The 21,589-nt window shown below is 64.9% G+C and carries 21 protein-coding genes; 10 read left to right on the forward strand and 11 right to left on the reverse strand.

From position 1 onward, the window contains the following. Position 1: 1 nt before the first annotated feature. Positions 2–2,344, forward strand: coding sequence for a molybdopterin cofactor-binding domain-containing protein (locus QRQ56_RS23800; RefSeq protein WP_438743394.1), 2,343 nt, complete (start codon positions 2–4; stop codon positions 2,342–2,344). Between the two features lie 72 nt (positions 2,345–2,416). Next, positions 2,417–2,674: a hypothetical protein gene (locus tag QRQ56_RS23805; RefSeq protein WP_438743396.1), complete on the forward strand. Its 258-nt coding sequence runs from the start codon at positions 2,417–2,419 to the stop codon at positions 2,672–2,674. A 205-nt stretch (positions 2,675–2,879) separates the two neighbouring features. On the opposite strand, the gene QRQ56_RS23810 is transcribed toward QRQ56_RS23805, so the two are convergent. From QRQ56_RS23810 to QRQ56_RS23825, 4 genes are all read right to left on the reverse strand, one after another. After that, on the reverse strand, positions 2,880–4,607 hold the full coding sequence (locus QRQ56_RS23810; RefSeq protein ID WP_438743733.1) for a methanol/ethanol family PQQ-dependent dehydrogenase: 1,728 nt from the start codon (positions 4,605–4,607) through the stop codon (positions 2,880–2,882). A 129-nt stretch (positions 4,608–4,736) separates the two neighbouring features. Continuing rightward, entirely contained in the window at positions 4,737–5,390 is a 654-nt protein-coding gene (locus tag QRQ56_RS23815; protein WP_438743397.1) for a ubiquinol-cytochrome c reductase iron-sulfur subunit, read from the reverse strand. Between the two features lie 263 nt (positions 5,391–5,653). Further along, the gene (locus QRQ56_RS23820; RefSeq protein WP_438743398.1) at positions 5,654–6,118 is read right to left on the reverse strand and encodes a group III truncated hemoglobin; all 465 of its coding nucleotides are present in this window, start codon (positions 6,116–6,118) and stop codon (positions 5,654–5,656) included. 240 nt (positions 6,119–6,358) lie between these two features. Continuing rightward, positions 6,359–7,210: a 3-hydroxybutyryl-CoA dehydrogenase gene (locus QRQ56_RS23825; RefSeq protein ID WP_438743399.1), complete on the reverse strand. Its 852-nt coding sequence runs from the start codon at positions 7,208–7,210 to the stop codon at positions 6,359–6,361. A 400-nt stretch (positions 7,211–7,610) separates the two neighbouring features. Here QRQ56_RS23825 and pstS point away from each other — a divergent pair, with 400 nt between their 5' ends. The 3 genes from pstS to QRQ56_RS23840 all read left to right on the forward strand — a co-directional run bounded on the left by pstS (position 7,611) and on the right by QRQ56_RS23840 (position 9,985). Beyond that, positions 7,611–8,681, forward strand: a complete 1,071-nt coding sequence (gene pstS, locus QRQ56_RS23830) for a phosphate ABC transporter substrate-binding protein PstS (protein ID WP_438743401.1) — start codon at positions 7,611–7,613, stop codon at positions 8,679–8,681. A gap of 237 nt (positions 8,682–8,918) precedes the next feature. After that, positions 8,919–9,290, forward strand: coding sequence for an arsenate reductase (glutaredoxin) (gene arsC / locus QRQ56_RS23835; protein WP_438743403.1), 372 nt, complete (start codon positions 8,919–8,921; stop codon positions 9,288–9,290). Continuing rightward, positions 9,287–9,985: an ABC transporter permease gene (locus QRQ56_RS23840; protein WP_438743405.1), complete on the forward strand. Its 699-nt coding sequence runs from the start codon at positions 9,287–9,289 to the stop codon at positions 9,983–9,985. Before arsC ends, QRQ56_RS23840 begins: the two co-directional genes overlap by 4 nt. Here the strand turns inward: QRQ56_RS23840 and QRQ56_RS23845 are convergent. Further along, entirely contained in the window at positions 9,959–10,768 is an 810-nt protein-coding gene (locus QRQ56_RS23845) for a substrate-binding domain-containing protein (protein WP_438743406.1), read from the reverse strand. The genes QRQ56_RS23840 and QRQ56_RS23845 overlap by 27 nt on opposite strands. A 156-nt stretch (positions 10,769–10,924) precedes the next feature. Here QRQ56_RS23845 and QRQ56_RS23850 point away from each other — a divergent pair, with 156 nt between their 5' ends. Beyond that, positions 10,925–11,197, forward strand: a complete 273-nt coding sequence (locus QRQ56_RS23850) for a hypothetical protein (protein WP_438743407.1) — start codon at positions 10,925–10,927, stop codon at positions 11,195–11,197. A 62-nt stretch (positions 11,198–11,259) separates the two neighbouring features. On the opposite strand, the gene QRQ56_RS23855 is transcribed toward QRQ56_RS23850, so the two are convergent. Further along, complete coding sequence (locus QRQ56_RS23855; protein ID WP_438743409.1) at positions 11,260–11,595, reverse strand: hypothetical protein; 336 nt, start codon at positions 11,593–11,595, stop codon at positions 11,260–11,262. A gap of 299 nt (positions 11,596–11,894) precedes the next feature. Between QRQ56_RS23855 and QRQ56_RS23860 the strand changes: the two genes are divergently transcribed. The 4 genes from QRQ56_RS23860 to QRQ56_RS23875 all read left to right on the forward strand — a co-directional run bounded on the left by QRQ56_RS23860 (position 11,895) and on the right by QRQ56_RS23875 (position 16,964). Then, positions 11,895–13,283 carry a hypothetical protein gene (locus tag QRQ56_RS23860; RefSeq protein WP_438743410.1) on the forward strand — a complete coding sequence of 463 codons (1,389 nt, stop codon included), beginning with the start codon at positions 11,895–11,897 and terminating at the stop codon, positions 13,281–13,283. A gap of 60 nt (positions 13,284–13,343) precedes the next feature. After that, positions 13,344–13,619 (forward strand): TonB-dependent receptor plug domain-containing protein, encoded by a 276-nt coding sequence (locus QRQ56_RS23865; protein ID WP_438743411.1) that lies wholly within the window; start codon positions 13,344–13,346, stop codon positions 13,617–13,619. Positions 13,620–13,773: 154 nt separating this feature from the next. After that, positions 13,774–14,658 carry a BJP family subclass B3 metallo-beta-lactamase gene (blaBJP, locus tag QRQ56_RS23870; protein ID WP_438743412.1) on the forward strand — a complete coding sequence of 295 codons (885 nt, stop codon included), beginning with the start codon at positions 13,774–13,776 and terminating at the stop codon, positions 14,656–14,658. Positions 14,659–14,954: 296 nt separating this feature from the next. After that, positions 14,955–16,964, forward strand: a complete 2,010-nt coding sequence (locus QRQ56_RS23875; protein WP_438743413.1) for a putative bifunctional diguanylate cyclase/phosphodiesterase — start codon at positions 14,955–14,957, stop codon at positions 16,962–16,964. 21 nt (positions 16,965–16,985) lie between these two features. On the opposite strand, the gene QRQ56_RS23880 is transcribed toward QRQ56_RS23875, so the two are convergent. Genes QRQ56_RS23880 through QRQ56_RS23900 form a run of 5 tightly spaced genes read right to left on the reverse strand, consistent with a single transcriptional unit; the run spans position 16,986 to position 21,573 of the window. After that, positions 16,986–17,705 carry an ABC transporter ATP-binding protein gene (locus QRQ56_RS23880; protein ID WP_438743414.1) on the reverse strand — a complete coding sequence of 240 codons (720 nt, stop codon included), beginning with the start codon at positions 17,703–17,705 and terminating at the stop codon, positions 16,986–16,988. Next, positions 17,698–18,453: an ABC transporter ATP-binding protein gene (locus QRQ56_RS23885; protein ID WP_438743415.1), complete on the reverse strand. Its 756-nt coding sequence runs from the start codon at positions 18,451–18,453 to the stop codon at positions 17,698–17,700. Before QRQ56_RS23885 ends, QRQ56_RS23880 begins: the two co-directional genes overlap by 8 nt. Further along, positions 18,450–19,448, reverse strand: coding sequence for a branched-chain amino acid ABC transporter permease (locus tag QRQ56_RS23890; RefSeq protein ID WP_438743416.1), 999 nt, complete (start codon positions 19,446–19,448; stop codon positions 18,450–18,452). Before QRQ56_RS23890 ends, QRQ56_RS23885 begins: the two co-directional genes overlap by 4 nt. Beyond that, on the reverse strand, positions 19,445–20,320 hold the full coding sequence (locus QRQ56_RS23895) for a branched-chain amino acid ABC transporter permease (RefSeq protein WP_438743734.1): 876 nt from the start codon (positions 20,318–20,320) through the stop codon (positions 19,445–19,447). The genes QRQ56_RS23890 and QRQ56_RS23895 overlap by 4 nt, the downstream gene beginning before the upstream one ends. A gap of 11 nt (positions 20,321–20,331) precedes the next feature. Beyond that, a complete protein-coding gene (locus QRQ56_RS23900) occupies positions 20,332–21,573 on the reverse strand; it encodes an ABC transporter substrate-binding protein (protein ID WP_438743417.1) in 1,242 nt (413 codons plus the stop codon). Between the last annotated feature and the right edge of the window lie 16 nt (positions 21,574–21,589).

Raw genomic sequence — 21,589 nt, forward strand, 5'->3', positions numbered from 1 at the left:
CATGAATTTCATCGACAATCCCGGCAAGCTCCATGATTCTGAAAGACATGGCTTCGAAAAACATGGCTTCGAAAAGCACATCAAGGTCGAGAAGGTCTCGCGCCGCAGCATCCTGAAGGGGCTCGGCATCACTGGCGGCTTCGTGCTCGCCGCCCCCGTGATGTCGCGCCAGGCGCTCGCCTACGAGACCGGCGCCGGCAAGATGCCGCACGGCGTCGTGGTCGATCCGCGCGTGTTCGTGTCGGTCGGCGCGGACGGCATCGTCACCATCATCGGACACCGTTCCGAGATGGGCACCGGTGTCCGCACCAGCCTGCCGCTGATCGTGGCGGAGGAGATGGAAGCCGACTGGTCCAGGGTCAAGGTGCAGCAGGCCCATGGCGACGAGGTCAAGTTCGGCAACCAGGATACCGACGGCTCGCGCAGCACGCGGCACTATCTCATCCCGATGCGCCAGATCGGTGCCTCGGCTCGCACCATGCTGGAGCAGGCCGCGGCCAAGCGCTGGGGCGTGCCGGCGACCGAGGTCAAGGCCGTCAATCACGAAATCGTCCACAGCGCCAGCGGCCGCAAGCTCGGCTTCGGCGAGCTCGCCGCCGATGCCGCCAAGGAATCGGTGCCCGCAATCGAAGGCCTCAAGCTGAAGGACCCCAAGGACTTCCGCTACCTGACCAAGGGCCAGGTCGGGATCGTCGATCTCCACGACATCACCACCGGCAAGGCGCGTTACGGTGCCGATGTGCGGCTGCCGGGGATGAAATATGCCGTGATCGCGCGTCCGCCGGTCACCGGCGGCAAGCTGGTCTCGTTCGATCCGGACGCGGCGCTGAAGGTTCCCGGCGTCGAGAAGGTGATGAAGGTTCAGGGATGGCCGTGGCCGTCGAAGTTCCAGCCGCTTGGCGGCGTCGCGGTGATCGCGCGCAATACCGGCGCTGCGATCAAGGGCCGCAACGCGTTGAAGCTGGTCTGGGACGACGGCGCCAACGCCAAGTACGACTCGGTCGCCTATCGCAAGGAGCTCGAGGAGGCCTCGCGCAAGCCCGGCCTCGTCGTGCGCCAGGAAGGCGACGCGGACGCGGCCTTGAAAGGCGCGGACAAGGTGATCGTCGGTGAGTACTACATCCCGCATCTTGCCCATGTCAGCATGGAGCCGCCGGTGGCGGTCGCCGACGTCAAGGGCGACAAGGCGGAGATCTGGGCGCCGGTGCAGAGCCCGGGCGGCACCCGCGACGACGTCGCCAAGACGCTCGGCATTCCCGAAGGGAACGTCACGGTCAACGTGACGCTGCTGGGCGGCGGGTTCGGCCGCAAGTCGAAATGCGACTTTGCGCTCGAGGCCGCCCTGCTGTCGAAAGAACTCGGCACGCCGGTGAAGGTGCAGTGGACCCGCGAGGACGACATTCGCAACGGCTTCCTGCACACCGTCTCGGCCGAACGCATCGAGGCCGGCCTTGACAAGAGCGGCAAGGTGATCGCCTGGCGCCACCGCAGCGTGGCTCCCAGCATCGCCTCGACCTTTGCCGCCGGCACGCTGCACCAGGCGCCGTTCGAGATCGGCATGGGCCTCGCCGACATGCCCTTCGAGATCGCCAACATCTCCTGCGAGAATCCGGAATCGGCCGCGCATACCCGCATCGGCTGGTTCCGCTCGGTCTCGAACATTCCGCGCGCTTTCGCGGTGCAGTCGATGGTCGGCGAGATCGCGCAGGCGACGGGGCGCGACCAGAAGGACATGCTGCTCGAGCTGATCGGCTCGCCCCGCATCGTCAAGCCGAACGTGAAGGACCTCTGGAACTACGGCGAGCCCCAGGACAGCTACCCGATCGACACCGCGCGCCTGCGCAAGGTGGTCGAGCTGGTCGCCGAGAAGGGGCAATGGGGCCGGCAGGTGCCGAAGGGCCATGGCCTCGGCATTGCCGTGCACCGCAGCTTCGTCAGCTACATCGCGACCATCGTCGAGGTCGCCGTCGACGACAAGGGCAAGCTGACGATACCGAGGGTCGACACCGCGATCGATTGCGGCACCTATGTCAATCCCGAACGCATCGCCTCGCAGATCGAGGGCGCTGCGATCATGGGGCTGAGTCTCGCCAAATACGGCGAGATCAGCTTCAAGGAGGGCAAGGTGCAGCAGAAGAACTTCGACGACTTCCAGGTCGTCAGGATCGACGAATCTCCTGCGGTGACCAACGTCTACATCGTGCCGCCCGGACCCGACACGCCGCCGAGCGGCGTCGGCGAGCCCGGCGTCCCGCCCTTCGCGCCGGCGCTGATGAACGCGATCTTCGCCGCGACCGGAAAACGCATCCGCTCGCTTCCGATCGGCAAGCAATTGGAGGCGTGAGACGAAACAGCGGCGCGAGACGGAACACAAGCCGCCTCGCGCCGTTTCCATCGATCTGACAGGAGCAGATCGATGACCAACATCTCAAGGGCGCTCGCAGTCTCGCTGTCGGGCGCCTTTCTTTTGACGGCTACAGGCGCGTTCGCCCAGGGCAATACGACGCCGCCGACGACCGCCACGCGCCCCGCCACGCCCGACCAGAACTCGCTGCCCAACGCCAACGCCCCGCCCGCTTCGACCACCCAGACCACCGGACAGCACAATCCAGATCCGAAGGTTCAGGAGATGAACCAGAAGGAAAAGGACAAGGTCGAGCGACAAGGGAAATAGACCTTCTGGTCGTTCACGCCGTCATGGCCGGGCTTGTCCCGGCCATCACGACCTTTGCCGCGGCCCGAAGAGCGTGGATGCCCGGGACAAGCCCGGGCATGATGAAGAGTGCGCGGGGCCGTCCATCACAAAAATGCGGCGGACGTTGCCGTCCGCCGCATTCGTACCCCCCTGCTGCTCCGCCTTCTTCGATCCGCCCGCGGAGCTACTTCTTGAGCGCGAACACCCAGATCACGCCGCCTTGCGGCACATTGGCCTCGATGCCGATGTTGTTGGTCACCAGTGCGTCCTGGATGCGCTGGGCGTCCACGCCCCATCCGGACTGGATCGCAACGTATTGGGTACCGTCGATCTCATAGGACACCGGCATGCCCATGATGCCGGAGTTGGTCTTCTGCTCCCACAACAGCTCGCCGGTCTTGGCGTTGAAGGCGCGGAAGTTGCGGTCGTTGGTGCCGCCGACGAAGATGAGATCGCCCGCGGTCGCCGTCACCGAGCCGAACAGCTGCGACTTCGGGAAGTTGTGCTGCCACACCTTCTTGCCCGTCGCGGGATCCCAGGCCTGCAGTTCGCCGAAATGATCCGCGCCCGGCTTCACCTTCAGGCCGATGTCCTCCGGCTTGGTGCCGAGCCACAGCTCGCCCGGCTTGAGCGCGACCTTCTCGCCGGTGAAACCGCCGCAGAAATTCTCGTTGGCGGGCACGTAGACGAGACCGGTCTTCTGGCTGTAGGCCGCCGACGGCCAGTCCTTGCCGCCCCACAGCGACGGACAGAACTCGACACGCTTGCCGATCATCGGCTTGTGCGCGGGGTCGACGATCGGCTTGCCGCTCTCGGGCTCGATGCCCTTCCAGACGTCGGTGGAAACGAACGGCCAGCCGGCGACGTAGTTGATCTTGGTCGGGGTGCGCTCGAGCACCCAGAAGATCGCATCGCGCCCCGGATGAACCAGGCTCTTGATGTTCTTGCCGTCGCGCTGCAGGTCGATCAGCATCGGTGCCTCGACCTCGTCCCAGTCCCAGGAATCGTTCTGGTGATACTGGTGATGGGTCTTGATCTTGCCGGTGTTGGGATCGAGCGCGAGCACGGAGGAAGTGTAGAGGTTGTCGCCGGGATGGGTCTCGCCGGGCCATGGCGCGGCGTTGCCGACGCCCCAATAGACCGTCTTGGTCTCCTTGTCGTAATTGCCGGTCATCCAGGCCGAGCCGCCGCCGTTCTTCCAGTCGTCGCCCTGCCAGGTCTCATGGCCCGGTTCGCCTTCGCCGGGAATGGTGAAGGTCCGCCACAGCTCCTTGCCGTCCTTGGCGTCGTAGGCGGCGACATAGCCGCGCACGCCGAACTCGCCGCCGGAGCCGCCGACGATAACCTTGCCGTCGACGATCAGCGGCATCAGGGTCATGTACTGGCCCTTCTTGTAGTCCTGTACCTTGGTGTCCCACACCACCTTGCCGGTCTTGGCATCGAGCGCGACGACATGGTCGTCGGTGGTGGCGAGATAGAGCTTGTCCTCCCAGAGGCCGACGCCGCGGCTGGTCGGGTGCAACTGGAACAGATCGTCGGGAAGCTGCCTCTTGTAGCGCCAGTACTCGTCGCCTGTCTTCGCGTTCAGCGCGATCACCTGCCCCATCGGGGTCGCCACGAACATCACGCCGTTGTTGACGATCGGCGGCGCCTCGTGGCCTTCGACGACGCCGGTGGCAAAGGTCCAGACCGGCGTGAGGTCCTTCACGTTGGAGGTGTTGATCTGCTCGAGCGGGCTGTAGCCGTGGCCGTCATAGGTGCGCCGATAGAGCATCCAGTTGCTGGGCTCCGGATTCTCCAGCCGCTGCGCGGTGACCGGAGAGTAACTCTCGATCGGGCCGGCTACGGCAGCGGTCGACAAGAGACAGGTGAAGGCGACGAAGCCGGACAGGTAGAATTGCTTCCTGGTCATGGAAGTGTTCATGGACGTTCCCCTTTTTCATCCGATTGAATTCTTGTGTTGAATTCTTGTCGTTCGTCCCGTCGTCCGCCCCTCGGCGGATACGACCTCTCGTGGCAGGCTTGCGGCCCGCACCGTCCGTCATCCTGGCTGCGCGCCACCTACCTTTCCGATGAAATTGCCGGCGACGCTGATCGAGCCGTCAGAGAGCGCCAAAGGCAGCGCCGCGAGCCGTCGCGGCGCCGGTCCGAACACGACCTGTGCGCCCGCACGAGGATCGTATTCGGAGTTGTGACACATGCACTTGAAGACCTCCTTGTCGCCGACATCGCTCTTCACCCAGGCGGTGACGGGACAGCCGGCATGGGCGCAGATCGCCGAATAGGCGATGATGCCGTCGACGGCGCGCTCGCGCGTCTTGTCGTCGAGCTCCGCCGGATCGAGCCGGATGATCAGGATCTCGTTGAGGCGGGAGCCGCTGCGCACCACCGATGTCTTGGGATCCTGCGGCCAGGCATGCACCGGCGGGCCGCCGGCGGGGAGATCGGCGGCGGTGACGGGCTTTCCCTCCTTGTCGCCTTCGGAGAAGACGAGCACGTCGCCTTTCTGGGGCCGTTCGTCGGCGCCGGGCGGGTCCTCGCCTGCGCGCGCGTGCGAGGAACAACCGAGGCAGGCGGTGGTGGCGAGCGCGCCGATCAGAACGGCGCGCCGCGTTTGCTCGGCGCGCGCGTCAGCGTTCAGTTCCGTGGAGCTTTCGGACGATGAGGAGTCGGCCGTGGATGATGCGCGGGACATGTCCACAAACAGGCGCTGGAACTCTGCCGAAAACAAGGCGAAGAATTGGCACCGCAGTGCATCAATATGGTTTTGCTCGCGTTGATTGAACGAGAATGAACGCAATCAAACGTGTTTTCTCGATTTCAACGTCATGCCGCGCGATCGGCATGATAATTTTGCACATCAGACCGATGATGTCGGAATTGGTGCAGCGCGCTATCCATCACGCGGCGCAACCGCAGCGTGATGCCGTTGCTCATTCTGCAAGCAGAGGATCGGCGTCAGGACCTGAGCACGTGACGCGGCGCGGCGATCGAACCGGCAACGGTCGCCGACGCCATCTCGAAACTGTCGGCGATGCGGCGCGCCTTGTCGATGAACAGCGCCGCCGCCGGAGGCGGGCAGACCTCGCGCGCGGTCTGCTCGAACAGATCGAGCCAGCGATCGAAATGGCCGCCGACCAGGCTGAGCGGCAGATGCGCCCGCATCGGCGAGCCGTGATAGCGGCCGCTCATCAGCACGACCGAGGACCAGAAATCTTTGAGCTTGGCGAGATGCTCGTCCCAGTTCTGCACGACTGCGAAGACCGGTCCCAGTTTGGCATCCTCGCGCACGCGTCCGTAGAAGCGGGTGACGAGTTCCCCGATCATCTCCTCGCTGATCCCCGTGCGCTCGATCGCATCCTGGGTCAGCAGGTTCCGCCGTGCGGCCGCCGCTTCACGCTCGGCCTTCAGTCGATCCGACATGTTTCTCTTCGTCCGTTTCGTCTTTCCCTCTCCCCTTGTGGGAGAGGGTGGCTCGCCGCGGAGCAGCGAGACGGGTGAGGGGTCTGTCTCCGCATACTCTTCAGCATGTGCGTCTGCGGAACCAACCCCTCATCCGGCGCTTCGCGCCACCTTCTCCCACAAGGGGAGAAGGAAGGGCGCCTGCGGCCACGCTAGGGCGATGCGCCACGACCGTCTTTGTCGCAACGCAAATAGCCTGGATCACGCACCGTAGCTGTAGAAGCCCTGCCCGGTCTTGCGACCGAGATGGCCGGCATCGACCATCTCCTTCAGCAGCGGCGCTGGCCGATATTTGGGGTCGTTGAAGCCCTTGTAAAAGACCTCCATCACCGAAAGCATGGTGTCGAGCCCGACGAGATCGGCCAGAGCCAGCGGTCCGATCGGGTGGTTGCAACCGAGCTTCATGCCGGCATCGATCTCTTCCGCCGTCGCGATGCCTTCCTGCAGCGCGAAGATCGCCTCGTTGATCATCGGGCAGAGAATGCGGTTGACGGCGAAGCCCGGGCTATTCTTGGCGGTAATCGCCACCTTGCCGACCCGCTTGGCGAAATCGAGCGCCTTGGCATGCGTGTCGTCGGAGGTCTGCAGGCCGCGGATCAGCTCCAGCAGCGCCATCACCGGGACGGGGTTGAAGAAGTGCATGCCGATGAAGCGATCCGGACGATCGGTCGCAGCGGCGAGCTTGGTGATCGAGATCGAGGAGGTGTTGGTCGCAAGCAGCGTGCGCGGCGACAAGGTGGCGCAGAGGTCCTTCAGGATCTTGACCTTGAGCTCCTCGTTCTCGGTCGCGGCCTCGATGACGAGGTCGCAATCCGACAGCTTCGCCCGGTCGGTCGTGCCGGTGATCCGCTTGAGCGCTGCCTCGCGATCGGCCGCCGACATCTTCTCCTTCTTGACCAGCCGCTCGAGGCTGCCGCCGACGGTCGAAAGCCCGCGGTTCACGGCCGCATCGGAAATGTCGACCATCACGACCGAGAGCCCGGCCGCCGCGCAGATCTGCGCGATGCCGTTCCCCATGGTCCCTGCCCCGATGATGCCAACGGTCTGGATCATTGCCTCATATCCTTCTCATCCTTGCGGGCGTGCCAGCACCGGCGCGGCCCAATGTTCCTGCATCAGGGTCTAGCACCGCCGGGGGGCGGCTGCGACCTGATCCGCCCGCTTCTTAAAGCATCCATGGCCGGAATAAAGCCGCCGCCGGGCGCGAAAAGGCCCGATTTGGCCGCCCGGCAGGCGATTTTGCCCGAATTTCCGCCGCGCCTTGCCCGGCTCGCCAAGCGGGCGACGGCTGCGCCGGCCCATGCCCGAACGCCCTCGATCTCCACCATCCGGACGACGCGGCACCGGCTCACGCGTGGTGTAGTCGGCGCGCAATGGCCCGCGCGAAACCCTCGCGAGGCGATTGTGACATCGGCCACATCGGCCTCAAGCCCTCCCTGTTAGCGTCGCGCAAATGAAGACACAGATTACACTCCCCATCGTCCTCACCGCCCTCCTGATCGCAGCGCAAGGCTTGGCAACCCAGGGAGTGGCAGCCGAGATCAAGGGCGCCGGCTCGACCTTCGTCGCGCCCGTGATGGCGAAATGGACCGACGCCTACAAGGCGAAGACCGGAAACAGCGTCAGCTACCAGGCTGTCGGCTCGAGCATCGGCCTCAGCCTGATCAAGAAGGACGCCGTCGATTTCGGGACCAGCGATATGCCGCTCGACCCGAAGGAGCTCGACAGGCTCGGCCTGATGCAATTCCCGATCGTGATCGGAGGCGTCGTCCCCGTGGTCAATATCGACGGCATCAAGCCGGGCCAGATCCGCTTCACCGGGCAGGTGCTCGCGGACATCTATCTCGGCAAGCTCAAATCCTGGAACGACCCGGCCATCGCCGCGATCAATCCCGACATCAGCTTGCCGAAGGCACCGATCACGGTGGTCCATCGCATCGACGGCTCCGGCACCACCTTCAACTGGTCGAACTATCTCGCGAAGGTCAGCCCGCAATGGCAGCGAAGCGTCGGCGAAGGCACCTCGGTCGAATGGCCGCTCGGCCTCGGCGGCCGGGGCAATGACGGCGTCGCCTCGCTCGTCGGTCTCATTCCCGGGGCAATCGGCTATCTCGAATACACCTACGCGCTGCAACGGCTCGACCGGATCTCCTTCGGCATCGTGCAGAACAGCGCCGGCCATTTCGTCGTGCCCGACGGCGCATCGTTCCAGGCAGCGGCCGCGAGCGCGGACTGGAAGGCGGAGAAGGATTTCCATCTGGTCCTCACCAACGCGCCCGGTGAAGACGCCTACCCGATCACGGCGACGACCTTCGCACTGATGCCGAAGACCCCGAAATCCAGCGAGCGCTCGGCCGCCGCCATCGACTTCATGCGCTGGCTGCTCGAGAACGGCAGGTCCCAGGCCGAGACGCTCAACTACGTCCCCCTGCCGCCCGCATTGATCGGCCAGATCGAGCGCTATTGGCAGCAGAGCATCGACACGACCCCCGCGATTTCGGCATCGGCGACCGTCAAACGCTGAGGCTGCGAACCGCGCCCGGCCGACCCGATCCAGAGGCCCTTCGCGATGAACCGCTTCCGACCTGGTCGGGAGCGGTCCGCCGCGTGCCGCTTCGGCCAGCCATGCCGATCCTTCTGGAAATTTCGCCGTGAATCGTGATCTAGTCGGCAGGAGGCCTGTTGCCGGCTCGCCGCGGTGAGACTGCGCGGGGGGCTCATGAGAGCGGCCAAAACGCCGCAGGGCACCGGGGACTTTCGAATGGACGTCGTCATCTACCACAATCCCGAATGCGGCACGTCGCGCACAACGCTCGCGACGATCCGGAACGCCGGGATCGAGCCGCATGTGGTGGAGTACCTGAAGACGCCGCCGGCGCGCGCATTGCTGCAGCAGCTGATCGCGCGCATGGGAATTTCGGTGCGCGAGGCGGTTCGCGAGAAGGCGCCAGTCTATGCAGAACTGGGGCTCGACGACCCCGCGCTGACCGACGATCAGTTGCTCGATGCGATGATGGCGCACCCGATCCTGATCAACAGGCCGATTGTCGTGACACCGAAGGGCGTCAGGCTCTGCCGCCCCTCGGAACTGGTGCTCGATCTGCTGCCGGCGCAACAGCGCCAGGCCGGATGAACGACTTCGCACGATCTATTGGCGCTGCGTTCTCGCTGATCGGCGAAGCCGACGCCGAGCTGCTCGGCATCGTCGCATTGTCGGTGCGCGTCAGCCTGACCGCGAGCATCATTGCCCTCGCGATCGGCGCGCCGATCGGGGCCGTGCTCGCCATCACCCGGTTTCGTGGCCGGCAGGTGATCATCGTGCTGACCAATGCGCTGCTCGGCCTTCCGCCGGTCGTGGTCGGGCTCGCGCTCTATCTCTTCCTGTCGCGGTCGGGCCCGCTCGGGGCGGCCGGACTGCTGTTCACGCCGGCTGCCATGGTCATCGCGCAGACATTGCTCGCGACGCCGATCGTGGTGGCGCTGGTGCATCGGCCTGCGAGCCTGTTGTGGGCGGAGTATGGCGACCTCGCCCGGATCGACGGACTGTCTGTACTCCGCAGCATGGAGCTGCTGTTCGCGCTCGGCCGAACCTCGCTGCTGACGGCCTTTCTCACGGCCTTCGGACGCGCCATTGCGGAAGTCGGCGCCATCCTCATCGTCGGCGGCAACATCCGTGGCTTCACCCGAACGATGACGACAGCGATCGCGCTGGAGACCAGCAAGGGCGATTTGCCGCTGGCGCTCGGGCTCGGACTGATCCTGCTTGCGCTCAGCGTGGCGGTTTCGACCGTAGCCTTCGTGCTAGTGGGACGCGTTGGGGAAAAATAGCTGCTCGCCGCCGACCTTGTAGCCGGCGATCGCGTCCTGCCCCTTCGACGAGACGAGCCAATCGATGAAGGCCTGCCCGTCCTTCACCTTCACGTTCGAATGCTTCTCGGGATTCACCAGCATGACGCCGTATTGGTTGAAGAGGCGCTTGTCGCCTTCGGTCAGGATGGCGAGCTCGCCGCGGTTCTTGAAGGACAACCAGGTGCCACGGTCCGACAAGAGATAGGCATTGGACGACGAGGCCATGTTCAGCGCGGGACCCATGCCTTGACCGATCTCCCGGTACCAGCTGTCCTTGCCGGCACTGAGATCGACCCCCGCCTCTTTCCACAGCCTCAGCTCGGCCGCGTGCGTGCCGGACTTGTCGCCGCGCGAAATGAACGGCGCCTTGGCCGCCGCGATCTTGCGCAGCGCATCCGTGACGTCCTTGCCGCCGGCGATCTTCGCAGGGTCGCTCTTCGGGCCAACGATGACGAAGTCGTTATACATGACGTCGAACCGCTTCACGCCCTGCCCTTCCGACATGAACTTGTCTTCAGCAGCCCGGTCATGGACGAACACCACGTCGGCGTCGCCGCGCCGCCCGATGTCGAGTGCCTGGCCGGTGCCCACGGCGACGACCTTCACGCCGATGCCCGCGGCCTTCTCGAACAGCGGTAGCAGATGGCCGAACAGGCCCGATTGCTCCGTCGACGTGGTCGAGGCCACCGTGATGGTGCGATCCTGCGCGAATGCGATGGTGGACCAGAGCAGAACCGCTCCGATGGCAACTATCCGTTTCATGTGTCGTCCTTGCAGGTGTCGGGTAGTTCCAAAACTACCCTGCGAGAACGGTGCAGGGAACCCTACATTCGGTGCACATGCTGGCCTGCGGCGCGGTTGGCCAGGAACGTCCATCCCGCGCGCAGGTTGTCCCGACGATGAACCCAGGAGGACGAGATGAAGAAGATCATCTTGGCAACAGCATGCATCACGGCGCTGGCGACCGGTGGCGTTTTCGCACAGACACAACCCGCTCCAGGCGCGTCGAACCAGGGCGAGGTCAGTCCCTCATCGCGAGGCCCCGCGACCAAGGGCATGACTACCGGGCGTGCGTCGAACATGCAGAACGAGGCCAGCGACAGCAAGGGTGCACAGCAACCCTCGGCCGGCGGTACCAACACCAATAATATGGGCAGCCAGGCCGGCGGCTCCGCGGGCTCCGGCAAATAGCCAGAGGAGGCGGAATTGCAGGAGGGGAGTGTGGTCCCTCCTGCAGGGCCACTCAGTTGCGGTCAACGACCGGGGCAATATCGCATCACGCTGCGGACGCCCTGCGGTTCCGGCTCCTTCATCCAATCGATCTTCCACGCCAGCCAAAGCTTGTCGTCGTCGATGACATAGGCAAAGGTCGACGTCGAAAAGCCCCGGTCATTGCGAACCGTGACCTCGCCGCAGACCACCTCGACCGCGCGCCCCTCGGGGGCGGATGCGGGACTGGTCCAGGAGATGTGGATTTCCGCATTGGGCGGAATGAGGTGAGCGGCGATTTTCGGGGTCAGTTCGTCCGCAAGCGCCGGCGCGCTGACGAGGATGGCGACGGCTGCAGCCAGACAAATCCTGTGGATCACGTTCGCTCTCCTTCGCTTTGAAGGGAAGCGTGTCGATTTCCACGCGGCTTGACTGTGGTCGCTGTCACATTGACCCGTCGTCCCGTAGATCCACTGGCATCACCGGCCTTGCGGTGATGGCTGATACCTCATCCGGTCGCACCGCACACGCCAGAGATTGCGGATGTTCTGCAATTGATCTCGCCTGCATTGACAGGGGTGTGACGGGCGGGGCAGTTTTTCACATTGCTGGCGAATCAGCGATTGCCTCACGCCGAGTACCTCTTGGACAACTCCTAGTGCTTTCGAGACTGATATCGTTGCTGCGCCGTATCCCGGCGGTGAAGTGGGCATTCACCCGGCTGCGGCCCGCGCCGCATGACGGCAGCATTGGCGCCACTCCGGTCGCCGCAGACGTCTCGTCCGTCATCGCTGAAGATATTGCGGTTGAGAATATCGCGGTCCGAGATGTTGAGGTCCAAAGCACCGCGGCTCAAGACGCCATAATCCAAGACACGACAGCTCAAGACACAACGGCTCAGGACGCCACCGCCGAAGACCTTGCAGTCGAAAGCCTTGCGGAGACTGCATCGACCGACAGCATCGAAACCAGCGCGATTGCAGTCCCCGACGATGCCGCGATCGCGGCCGCCGCGCCCTCCGCCCAGGATGATGCCGCGATCTCCGTCATCGCGGAGAGCCCGCCGGCCGCGCCAACCGACGCCGACGCCAGCGACGTTGCCTCTCGGGAAGCACCGTCCGACATCGAACCGGTCGCGCTCGCTGAAGACGAGATTTCCGTCCCGGTCGCGGAGATTGCCGAGATCGAAATCGCGGCGGAAGCTGTCCCCGAACCCGTCGTCAGCGCCGATCAGGTTGCGGAGATCGCAAACGAAGTCGAGCCCCTCGAAGCCGAGCCGGTCGCGGTCGATGCCGTCAACGAACCGATCGACACCACCGAACTCGTCATCAGCAATGATCCGCCTCAAGCAGACGAGAAGCCCGTCGTCACGGCGGAGGCATCGCCTTTGCCGGCCAAGGTCGAGCGCGCCCCGCTCGATGTCCCTGCCCTCGTGGTCGTCGATGAACATTCCGCTGATGTCATTGCGGACGATGAGCCGGCCATCACCGGACCCTGCGTCGCATCCGCCGATGCCGAAGTTTTGGCAGAGGCGGCCTCCGAGGATCATCTCGCCAACCAGTCCTCACCCGAAGATGCGGTCGCCATAGAGCCGTCCGCTGAGGATTTCGCTGCGCCCGTCGCCGCAGTGGACGCAGGTTCCATCGATGCGGCCAGCGTCGACGCTGAGATCGCGCCAGCTCCGGCGCTCGTGTTGCCGCCTCCAGTCGTTCGCCGCGCGCCGAAAGTTCGCGCAAGGCCGGCCGAACCTGCCGATCGCGCTGCACTGATCCGGCAGCGCTGGGCGGAAAGCGGAATCAGGATGTGGAACCCGCGGCTTCACGGCACCGGGGAAGCCACGCTGAACATCCAGGGCAGCGTGGGGCTGCTGCCGCCCGCCGACGGCGAGACGATGCCGCGCTACGACAAGCTGGAATTCAAACTGCTCGGCGGGCAGATCGTCTGTGAGGGCGTCATCGTCGAAGCTCCCGCCCAGGCGAGCCATCGCAATTTCACGCGGCTCGCAGAGCCCGACAAACTCGAGCGGGTTCGCGAACCCGCCCGCGAGCGCCGGGCCGCGCTCGCCTGATCCTTTCTCCCGCGACCACCGCGATGTGCTAGGCTGATATCCCGTCATGGGAGATCGCACATGCGCGCAAGCTCTTTGCTTCTGGTCGTGATCGCCGTCTGCATCTCACAGCCCGCTTTCGCCGGCAAGCGGCCCCGTCATGCCGTCACGACCGCTGCCGCTGCCGATCAGGCCGGATCCTACAAGTCCGATCGGCTCTCGTCCTCGCGCGGTGAACGGATCCTCGACACGCCCGGCCAAACCACCGTGCTGACGCGACAGGTGCTCGACGACATGAACGCGACCAGCCTGAGAGGCGCCTTGGGCTCGACCGCCGGCGTCACGATCGGGCGCTAGCCTTTCCGCCATTACGCGCTATTCCCACGCGAGCGAGAAAATTTCCTGTCACGACGCAGTTGCCCGCGACGCAGGCTGCAACGTAACCTGCATGCAGGTCGAGCCGCGACGTCCGCCCGATCAAGAACGACAAGAACAATATGGGAGGCAAACCATGAGAAGACTCACGGCCGTACTGTGCACGCTGGCGCTGTTCGCGACGGGCGCGGAAGCGCAGACCATCAAGGACTTCCTGGCAGCGGTCATGCAGAAATGGACGGCGCCGTTCGAGCCGTTCCAGCTCATCGGCAACATCTACTATGTCGGGACCGAAGGCATCGCCGTCTACGTCATCAAGACATCTCAGGGCCTGATCCTGATGGACACGGCGATGCCGCAGTCCACCGGCACGATCAAGGACAGCATCGCCAAGCTCGGCTTCAAGGTCGCCGACATCAAGATCATCCTCAACTCGCACGCGCATCTCGATCACACCGGCGGTTTCGCCGAGATCAAGAAGGAGACGGGCGCGCAGCTCGTGGCCGGCGAGCGCGACAAGCCGCTGCTCGAAGGCGGCTATTATCCTGGCGACGAGAAGAACGCGGACCTCGCCTTCCCGCCGGTACAGGTCGACCGCGCGGTGAAGGAAGGCGACAAGGTGACGCTCGGCGACACCACGCTCATCGCGCACGCAACGCCCGGCCACTCGCCCGGCTGCACGAGCTGGGAGATGACCGTCAAGGACGGCGACAAGAACCGCGAAGTGCTGTTCTTCTGCAGCGGCACGGTGGCGCTGAACCGGCTGGTCGGCCAGCCGACCTATCCGGGCATCATCGACGACTATCGCGCGACCTACGCCAAGGTGAAGGCGATGAAGATCGACGTGCTGCTCGGCCCCCATCCGGAGGTCTATGGCATGCAGGCCAAGCGGGCGCAGATGAAGGACGGCGCGCCGAACCCGTTCGTCAAACCGGACGAGCTTGCGACCTATGCCACCGGCCTGTCGGAGGAGTTCGACAAGCAGCTCGCCAAGCAAACCGCTGCGCTGGATAAGAAGTAGCGCCATCCGATGCCGGCCGCCGCACCTCTTCCCGACGGGCAGAGGTGCGGCAAGACGCTGCGTCAACGCGCATGGTTAGCAGAGCGTAGCGGCCGCTCCGCCGGGCACTTGCGGCCGATACGGCTGCTTTGCGCGCCCCTTTATCGTTAACACGGCCTCACCAATGCAGGCAGCCGCGGCAATGTGGTAGCGCGCAACCCTGCTGCCCTTCCCTGGTGCGGGATCGACCTAACGCACCCTTTACCCCCGCCATGCAAGATCGCCGCTGTTTTCAGGGATCCGGGGCTCGTATTTCAATGCCTGCAGCCAATTTGAAGTCTCAACTCGCAGCCGCGATAAGGCTGTTTCACGTTCCGGCCGACAATCCGGATCTGATGCGCGCGCAGTTCGACGCCTTCTCCAAGCAGGTCCCGCTGCTCTATTTCATCCTCATGAGCAACACGATCGCGGTTGCTTACACCTATGTGAACGTGGCGCCGGACTGGTTGACGCTGATCGTGCCGAGCGTGCTCACCCTTCTCGCGGGCTTGCGAACCTATTGGTGGCTGCGCCAGCGCCATTTGGTACGCAGCGATGCCGATATCCTGCGCAATCTGCGCGCCACCAACTGGCTGACCTTGCCGATCGGCGCCGGCTTCACCGCCTGGTCCTTCGCCCTCTACCCCTACGGTGATCCCTTCGCCAAGAGCCAGGTCGCCTTCTACATGGCAGTCACGGTGATCGGCTGCATCTTCTCGCTGATGCATCTGCGCTCGGCCGCGTTGATCGTGACGCTGATCGTCGACGTGCCCTATGTGCTGTTCTTCTTCGCCACCGGCGAGCCGACGCTGAAGGCCATCGCCGTCAACAATCTGCTGGTTTCCGGCGCGATGGTCACGGTGCTGTTCATTTACTACCGCGACTTCGCCGATCTCGTCGCCAGCCGCAAGTCGCTGCTCGCGCAGCAGGCGGCGACGCAGGCGCTGTCGGACGAGAACTTCCGTCTCGCCAATCTCGATTCCCTCACCGAGCTGCCGAACCGCCGCCGCTTCTTCGCCGAGCTGTCGAGTGCCTTTGCCGACGCCGAGCGCAGGCACGTTCGCGTCGCGGTCGGCATCATCGACCTCGACGGCTTCAAGCCGATCAACGACAATTACGGCCACTCGGTCGGCGACCGCGTCCTGATCGAAGCGGGCCGGCGCATCCGCGAGGTCTGCGAGGGCTTCGGCCCGCAGCGCGTGGAGTTCGCCCGGCTCGGCGGCGACGAGTTCGGCCTCGTCGTCTGCGGCGACCCCGAAGATACCGACCTGATGCGGCTCGGCGAACGCATCGGCAGCCAGGTCAAGCTGCCCTACCAGCTCGACACCGCCCATACCGGGCTGTCCTGCTCGATCGGCTTTGCCCTGTACCCGGACTCCGCGACGATGTCCGAAGCGCTCTATGAATGTGCCGACTACGCGCTCTACCACGCCAAGCGCCATCAGCGCGGCCGCACCGTGATCTTCTCGAGCGAGCTCGAAGCCGAGATCCGCAGCCGCGGCGTGATCGAGAACCTGCTGCGCACCTCGGATTTCGGCGCCGAGATGGAGCTGGTGTTCCAGCCGATCGTCGATGCCGTCAGCGAGCACACCGTAGGTTTCGAGACGCTGGCGCGCTGGCACAGTCCCCGCCTCGGCTGGGTCTCTCCCTCCGACTTCATTCCCGCTGCCGAGCGCATCGGCCTGATCCGCCCCCTGACGCAGGCTCTGCTGGCGCGCGCACTCGCGACGGCCAGAGCCTGGCCCGACCACATCCGCCTGTCGTTCAACCTGTCCGCCCACGACGTCTGTGCGGCCGAAGGCATCCTGCCGCTGATCTCGATCATCGAGAAGAGCGGCCTGCCGCCTCACCGGATCGATTTCGAGATCACCGAGACCGCCGTCACCTTCGATTTTGCACGCGCCCAGCAGTCGATCGCGACGCTGAAGGCGATGGGCTGCGGCATTTCGCTGGACGATTTCGGCACCGGCTATTCGTCGCTGAGCCACGTGCACCGGCTGCCACTCGACAAGATCAAGGTCGACCGCAGCTTCGTCGCCGAGATCAACGAGAACCCGGTGAGCCACAAGATCATCAAGTCGCTCGCGGGCCTCTGCGACGACATGGAGATCGCCTGCGTCGTCGAGGGCGTCGAGACCCGCGCCCAGCTCGACAGCCTGCGCCGGCTCGGCTGTGAGCTGATCCAGGGCTATCATTTCGCAAAGCCAATGCCGGCCACTGCGATTGCCGATTATCTCACGAGCGAACGCCAGCGCCTCGGCGGCGCCGAGGCCAAGGTCGTAGCCTGAAGCGCTGATCACGCTTTAACATCAAACGGCGCAGTAGCGCTCCTGGATGTCCTTGTCCGCCAGCAGCGCCGCGGCGCTGCTCTCATGGACCACCTCGCCCTGGTCGATGATCACGGCGCGATCCGCCAGGCGCAGCGCCCATTCGACGTTCTGTTCGACCAGCAGCAGCGTCTTGCCCTCGTCCCGCAGGCGGCGGAACAGCACGCCCATTTCCTCAACCAGCACCGGCATGATGCCTTCCGACGGCTCGTCGAGCAGGATCATCTTGGGCCTTGCGATCAACGCGCGCGCGATCGCCAGCATCTGCTGCTCGCCGCCGGAGAGCGTGACGCCCTCCTGGTCGAGCCGCTCTTTCAGGCGCGGGAAGGTCTCGGCGATCTCCTCGATCGCGGCGCGCTCCTCGATGTCGCGGCCGGCGGCGACAAGGCCGAGCCGGAGGTTTTCGCGGACGGTGAGCCCGGGAACGATGCGGCGCTCCTCCGGCACGTAGGCAAGCCCAAGATGGAAGCGTTGATGGGCGCGCAGCGGCAGCAGCTCCCTGCCCGCAAAGCGCACGCGGCCCTCGGCCTTCGGCATCAGGCCCATCATCGCGCGCAGGGTCGTGGTCTTGCCGGCGCCGTTGCGGCCGACCAGAGCGACCACCTCGCCCTCCTTCACCTGCAGCGAAATGCCGTGGAGGATGTGGCTCGCGCCATACCAGGCGTGGAGATTCTCGATTTCGAGCAACGCGGTCTCAGCCATAGCCTTCACTCTGTCCGAGATAGACCCGGCGGACCTCCGGATTGCTCCTGATCTCGTCGGGCGCGCCGTCCGCGAGCAGGCGGCCGTGATGCAGCACCACGACGCGCTTGGACAGGCCCAGCACCATCTTCATCTTGTGCTCGACCAGGAGCACGGTGCGCTTCTCGGCGAGCCGCTCCAGCAGCGCGACCATATCCTTGGTCTCCTCCGGCCCCATGCCGGCGGTCGGTTCGTCGAGCAGCAGCAATTCCGGCTCGGAGACCAGCGCGATCGCGATTTCGAGCGCGCGCTGCTGGCCGTGCGACAGGAATTTTGCGAACTCGTTCCGCTTGCCGAGAAGGCCTACCGCGTCGAGCGCCGCGTCGGCCCGCGCCTGCAGTTCGGTCAGCCGGGCGCGATTCCGCCAGATGTCGTAGCTCACGGTCAGCGCCTGGACCGCCACGCGCACGTTCTCATGCACGGACAGATCGGGGAAGATGTTCGTGATCTGGTAGGAGCGCGAGATGCCCTGATGCACGAAGCGGTGCTGCGGCAGGCCGTTCAGCTCGCGTCCCCGGAAATGCAGCTTGCCCGATGTCGGTGTCAGCGCGCCGGAGAGGATGTTGAAAAAGGTGCTCTTACCGGCGCCGTTCGGCCCGATGATCGAGGTGAGCTGGCCGGCCGCGAACGACACGCTGATGCCTTCGAGCGCGACGAAACCGCCGAAGCGCTTGCCGATGCCTTCGGCGCGAAGCAGTTCACTGCTCATGGTCGCGCCTTCCCGATGCGAAGCGCATCGAGCAGCGTGCCCCAAATGCCCTTGGGCAGGAACAGCACGAACAGCACGAAGATCGCCCCGACGAAGATCTGCCAGTGCGGCGTCCAGAGCGAGATGACGTCCTCCAGAATCAGGAAGCTCGCCGCGCCGACGAAGGGGCCGAAGAAGCTGCGGGCCCCGCCGAGCAGCACCATCATCACGATCATGCCCGAGGTCTGGTAGTGCAGGATGTCCAGCGGCACGATCGACAGATGCAGCGCCAGCATGCAGCCGCCGAGCGAGGAGATCGCGCCCGAGAGCATGAACACCACCAGCTTGCTGCGCTCGACGTCGTAGCCGCAGGCCCGCGCGCGCTGCTCGTTCTCGCGGATCGCCTCGATGACGGCGCCGAACGGCGAGTTCAGGATGCGCGACTGGAACCACATCGCGAGGCCCGCGAAAGCCATCAGCACGTAGTATTTGTTGACGGGGTCGAGGAAGTTGACCGAGAGGCCGAACAGGCTGATGCGATCGACGGTGAAGCCGCGCAGGCCGTTCTCGCCGCCGGTGAAGGAAGCCGCCTGCAGCGCGACGTAATAGACCAGTTGCGCCAAAGCCAGCGTCACCATGGAGAAATAGATGCCGCGCGTGCGCGTCGAGATGATGCCGATCACGGCCGCAAGGCAGGTGCTGAGGCCCACGGCGATGGCGACCGCGGCGAACCAGGGCACGCCGTAGCGGCCGATCGCAATGCCCGTGAAATAGGCGCCCGCGCCGAAGAACGCCGCCTGCCCAAACGACAGCAGCCCGGTGTAGCCGAACAGCAGATTGTAGCCCATTACCACGACGCCGTAGATCAGGACGTTGACCGCCAGCGCCTTGGACGGCAGCAGCCAGGGCAGCACCGCCAGCACGGCGATGGACAGCAGCACGCGGTGGTCCAGCAGCCGGCCGAGCATCCCCGGCGCGGGCTTGTCGAGAACCTCGCCGCTCGATGATCCCGTCACGCGGTCCTCCCTCTCACGCCGAACAGACCTTGCGGGCGAATCAGGAGCACCACGGCCATCAGCGCGAACATCACGATGGTCGCCATCTCAGGGGCGAACAGTGCCACCAGGCTGATGGAAATGCCGACCATCAGGCCGGCGACGACCGCCCCGACGATCGAGCCAAGGCCGCCGATGACAGTGACGACAAAGGCTTCGGCCAGCACCAGCGACCCCATCTCCGGATTGACGTTGCGCATGGGCCCCGCCAGCACGCCACCGAGCGCGGCAAGTCCGACGCCGAGGCCGAAGATCGCAAGCCAGACCCGGCCGATATCGACGCCCAGCACCTGCATGATGGTGGGGTCGCGCGCGCCCGCACGCACGATCAGGCCGATGCGCGTCTTCTCCAGCGCCAGCCAGAGCACCAGCAGCACCACCGCCACCAGCGCGATCACGAAAAGGCGGTAGCGCGGGAAGAAGCCGATGCCGAGATCGAGCACGCCGACCAGCTGGGTCGGGGTCGGAAACGGAATGCCGTCGCTGCCGAACACGATGCGCACGCCCTCGACCAGGATGTAACTGAGGCCGAAGGTGAGCAGCAGCGGATCGTCGATGGAGCGTCCATAGAGCCTGCGGATCAGGACGAACTCGATCAGCATGCCGAAAGCGCCGATCAGGATCGGCGCCAGCAGCAGTCCCCACCAGAAACTCCCGGTGAGCGAGGCCAGATAGAGCCCAGCATAGGCCCCGATCATGAACAGCGCGCCATGGGCGAAATTCACCACCCCGAGCATGCCGAACACGATCGTCAGCCCGAGCGCAGTGATCACCAGGACCGCCCCAAGGGCGATCCCGGAGAGAAGCTGCATGATGATCAGCGACAGGTCCATCGTCACGGGTCTTAGGTCGCGTGGCCGAGCTCGCTGCAGCTGCGCAGCATGTCGTCCGAGCCGGTATCGTTGGCGAGAATGGCGAACAGATCGTTCTCGCCTGACATCGCCGACTTCTTCTTGGACTCCAGCACCAGCACCGACTGCACCGACTGATGGTCGCACTTGCGATAGTGCTGCGGGCCCTTGGTCAGATCATATTGCAGCTTCTCCAGGGCATCGACCACCTTATCGGTGTCGGTGCCGCCGGCGGTTTGCATGGCGGCCAGCAAGGACCCCACGCCGGAATAGCCGTAGGCGCCGTAATCGGTCGGGATCGCGCCGCCATTGGCAGCCTTGAAGGCGGCGTTGAAGGCGGCCGCCGACTTGCTCTGCGCCTCCAGGCCCCAATAGTAATTGGCGCCGCCAACCACGCCCTCGAACACGTCGGGGCCGACCGCGAGCCGCTGGTTGTGCAGGATCACGGGTACGACGATCTTCATCTGCTGCTTGACGCCGAAATCCACCGCCTGCTTGATCGCATTGGCCTGGTCGCGGCCGAAATTGGAGATGCACAGCACGTCCGGCCGCATCGACATCAGGCGCGGCATGAAGGTGGAATAGTCGGCCGCACCGAACGGATGCAGGATCTCGCCGACATTGTCGGCGCCGATCGCGGCCTGGGCGCGCTTGAAGCCGCGCAGCATCTCGTGGCCATAGGCATAGTCCGCGACGAGATGGGCGACCTTCATGCCCTTCTTCAACGTCTGCCGCGCCACGGCCGCAGTCGTCATATGCGGGTTCAGCGCCTCGTGGAAGGTGTATTTGCTGAAATCCTTGGCCTCGTTGATGGTGTCGGACTGGCTGATCGAGACGTAAATCACACCGCGTGCGCGGGTGACCTCGTTGACCGCGAGCTGCACGGCGCTGGAGAGCGCGCCGACCACGGCGTGAACCTTGTCTTTCTCGATCAGCTCCAGGGTCCGCGTCGCGGCCTCGCCGGCATTGAGCTTGTCGTCGCGCAGCAGCAGCTCGACCTTGCGGCCACCGATGCCGCCCTTGTCGTTGACGAGCTTGACGGCGAGCTCGGCGCATTTGACCTGGTCGCGCGCTTCCGCCGCGAACGGGCCGGTGAGCGGCGTCGGAAAGCCGATGCGGATCGTCTCGTCGGCAGCGCGGCCCAGACGGGGCATGGCAAGCAGAGCCGCGCCGGCGGAGAGACCGGCGAGCGCGGTGCGGCGGGATATCTTCAACGTTGAACCGGACTTGGGCATGAATTCCTCCAATTGT

Source organism: Bradyrhizobium sp. U531, assembly GCF_051710265.1.
Classification (GTDB): domain Bacteria; phylum Pseudomonadota; class Alphaproteobacteria; order Rhizobiales; family Xanthobacteraceae; genus Bradyrhizobium.